Annotated in this window: 3 protein-coding genes; all 3 read left to right on the top strand. The window is 61.9% G+C overall.

The window, feature by feature from the left end:
* Positions 1-322, top strand: a 322-nt coding sequence (locus BQ17_RS22730; RefSeq protein ID WP_218068268.1) for a hypothetical protein, incomplete at its 5' end; no start/stop codon positions are given.
* Between the two features lie 246 nt (positions 323-568).
* A complete protein-coding gene (locus BQ17_RS13340; protein ID WP_089727849.1) occupies positions 569-913 on the top strand; it encodes a phenylpyruvate tautomerase MIF-related protein in 345 nt (114 codons plus the stop codon).
* A 39-nt stretch (positions 914-952) separates the two neighbouring features.
* Entirely contained in the window at positions 953-2677 is a 1725-nt protein-coding gene (locus BQ17_RS13335) for a proline--tRNA ligase (RefSeq protein ID WP_089727847.1), read from the top strand.
* Positions 2678-3319: the final 642 nt, after the last annotated feature.

Below are 3319 nucleotides of genomic sequence, written 5' to 3'. Positions count from 1 at the left end.
ACCCCTACAAACGCTCAAACACTGGTACGCTCAACAGCCCCGATTGTTCAATAAAATTCCGCGTAATCATCCGGGACACGACATCCGCGTCTGCTGCAACATCTCGTTGGGCTTTGATTGTTTCGGGATCGAAATCGCTAGCGGGATCGAGTCTTCCGATTTCCATGCGGCGCGACCAGTTAAAAATTTACCACTACCGAATGCGGACGTGGCGAGCGCTTTGCGGAAAGCCAAAAAGGTGAACAGGCCTCAAAATCGTTCACCGCATCCTCCCATATTCCATAGGTCACTCCGGCAAAACAGACCAAAAAGGCTAAAATAAGCGCAAAGGATCATGCCCACATTGCGCCGGAACCCGAGGAGATCCAAACAGCTGCGTTCAGCGAGCTTGCAGCCGAAAGTGAGTAATCGAGCATCGTATCCAGGGTATAGGATTTTCCGGCCGATTACAGGGGCAGGCCTTATCCGAATGAGAAATTGAGCCTGCTGTCGGGGTGCAATTCCGATTTGCGGAGCCGGGAGGGTCTGCTTAAACAAACCGATCCCAACCAAGGGAGACCGCCGGAATATGCCAACCCTGATTATCCAGACCAATGTCGAGACCCCCGCCGATCACCGCAAGAAGATCCTCGAGGATGCCTCCTCGATAACAGCAAAGATCCTCGGCAAACCGGAAAGCTACGTCATGGTCATCTTAAAGGATAAGATGGACATGTTGTTTGCCGGGGACGCCGCGCCCCTCGCCTATCTGGAGCTCAAGAGCCTGGGGTTACCGGAGGAGCGTACCTCCGGCCTCTCCGCAGATTTGTGCTATTTCATGGAGGCCCGCTTCGGCGTTCCCCCCGAACGGGTTTACATCGAGTTTACGTCCCCGCCGCGGCATCTATTCGGGTGGAACGGTGGAACATTCTGATAAAATTTGTAATTTTGCACCCCCCGCCGGCAGATCACTATGCGTACCTCAGCATTTCCCCTGCACACCGTCAAGGAGACCCCCGCCGATGCCGAAGTCGCCAGCCACCGGCTGATGTTGCGCGCCGGCATGATCCGCAAGCTCGCGGCCGGGCTCTATACCTGGCTGCCGCTGGGGCTGCGGGTGTTGCGCAAGGTCGAGCGCATCGTGCGCGAGGAGATGGACCGGGCCGGGGCCCTCGAGGTGCTGATGCCTGCCGTCCAGCCCGCGGAGCTGTGGCAGGCCTCCGGGCGCTGGGAGCGCTACGGGCCGGAGCTGCTGCGTTTCCATGACCGGCACCAGCGGGACTTCTGCTTTGGCCCCACCCACGAGGAGCTGATCACCGCGCTCGCCCGCGACGAGCTGCGCAGCTACAAACAGCTCCCGGTCAATTTCTACCAGATCCAGACCAAGTTCCGGGACGAGATCCGCCCCCGCTTCGGCGTCATGCGCGCCCGCGAGTTCATGATGAAGGACGCCTACTCTTTCCACCCGGACGCGGCCTCGCTACAAGACACCTATCAGGTCATGTTCGAGACCTACGGCCGCATCTTCCGCCGCTGCGGGCTGGCATTCCGCCCCGTCCAGGCCGCTACCGGCAGCATCGGCGGCCATATCTCCCACGAGTTCCACGTCCTGGCCGAGTCCGGCGAAGACGCCATTGCCTTCTCCACCGCGGGCGATTATGCCGCCAATGTCGAGCTCGCTGAAGCCCTGCCGCCGGCAGCTGGGCCCCCGGCCCCCGCCGAGGACCTGCGGCTGGTGGATACGCCGGACGCCAAGACCATCGCCGACCTGGTGGACCAGTTCGATCAACCCATCGAGCGGACCGTGAAGACGCTGGTGGTCGCCGCCGCAGCAGGGTCCGCGACGGATCTCGTCGCTCTGTTGGTGCGTGGCGATCATACCTTGAACCCGGCCAAGGCCGAGCAGCTGCCCCAGGTAGCGGCGCCTCTACGCATGGCAACCGACGCGGAGATCCGTGCCGCCGCCAGCGCCGGGCCGGGTTCCCTCGGACCCTTGAACCTGCCCATCCCCTGCATCGTCGACCGCAGCGTGGCGGTGACGGGAGATTTCAGCGCCGGCGCCAATCAGGATGGGAAACACTGGTTCGGCATCAATTGGGGGCGCGACCTGCCCCTACCCCAGGTAGCGGACCTGCGTAACGTCCAGGCGGGGGACCCGAGCCCCGACGGCCAGGGGACCTTGACCATCGCCCGCGGCATCGAGGTCGGCCATATCTTTCAGCTCGGGCGCAAGTACAGCCAGGCCATGCAGGCCACCGTTCTGGACGAGGGCGGTCAGGCCATAAACCTGGAGATGGGCTGCTACGGCATCGGCGTCTCCCGCGTGGTAGCCGCCGCCATCGAGCAGAACCACGACCAGCGGGGTATCGTCTGGCCCGAGCCGCTGGCACCCTTTCAGGTCGCCCTGCTGCCCATGAAGCTGTACAAATCTTATCGGGTCCGGGAAGCGGCCGAGCAGCTGCACCAAAGGCTGGCGGAGGCCGGGATCGAGGTCCTCCTGGACGACCGGGACGTGCGCCCCGGCTTTATGTTCGCGGATATGGAGCTCATCGGCATACCCCATCGCATCGTCATCGGCGACCAGGGCCTGGATGCAGGCAAGCTGGAATACCAAGGCCGGCGCGACACCGAGCCCCACCTGGTCCCCAGCGCAGAGCTCCTCCCCTTCCTCACCGAGCGGTTGAGCAATCCTGAATGATTTGGAAAAGATCCCTCCTGCGTCGGGACAGGGTTTGACGTATTGCGTTCGACGCACCAAGGCTTGTCGATCTACGGCCAGGCCAGTGCCGGCGTCTTAACGCAACCTACACCCATATTACCCCCGCGTGGCCTGTCCGCGCGGACCTCACTTTGCGTGTAGGTTACGTCAAGCTGTGCGAGAAAACGCCTGGGGGAACACGGCGTCGAGCGCGGCCTAACGCAACACGAGGCTAGAATCCTTAGAGGCTGTCTAAAAACCAACACATTTTCGGCTGGCTCCCCAGGCTCCAGCGTCGATTAAGCGCCTCGGTAGGCTAACCGCCAACGCCGATCAGCACCGAGGAGTTGCGTCCGCTGGAGCGGACAAGATGGCGTTCCCACGCTGGAGCGTGGGAACGAGCGCCACGTTGATTTTCGGCTGGCTCCCCAGGCTCCAGCGTGGGAACAGACCTGGTCCCGACGGAGGAGGGATCTGACGCTCCAGCATCGATTAAGCGCCTCGGTAGGCTAATCGCCAACGCCGATCAGCACAGAGGAGCTGAGTCCGCGGGAGCGGACAAGATGGCGTTCCCACGCTGGAGCGTCACTGCCATTAAGTTAAGGAAAAGCGCAAAAATATGCCGCATACTTCACGTTTTTT

The organism is Candidatus Thiosymbion oneisti (genome assembly GCF_900092655.1).
In the GTDB taxonomy this organism is placed as follows: domain Bacteria; phylum Pseudomonadota; class Gammaproteobacteria; order Chromatiales; family Chromatiaceae; genus Thiosymbion; species Thiosymbion oneisti.
Note: the sequence above shows the minus strand (reverse complement) of the source record. Positions and strands in the feature narration are given on the sequence as shown.

Coding starts and splice junctions, on each gene's coding strand:
- BQ17_RS13340 (WP_089727849.1), top strand. CDS start 569: ATGCCAACCCTGATTATCCAGACCAATGTCGAGACCCCCGCCGATCAC.
- BQ17_RS13335 (WP_089727847.1), top strand. CDS start 953: ATGCGTACCTCAGCATTTCCCCTGCACACCGTCAAGGAGACCCCCGCC.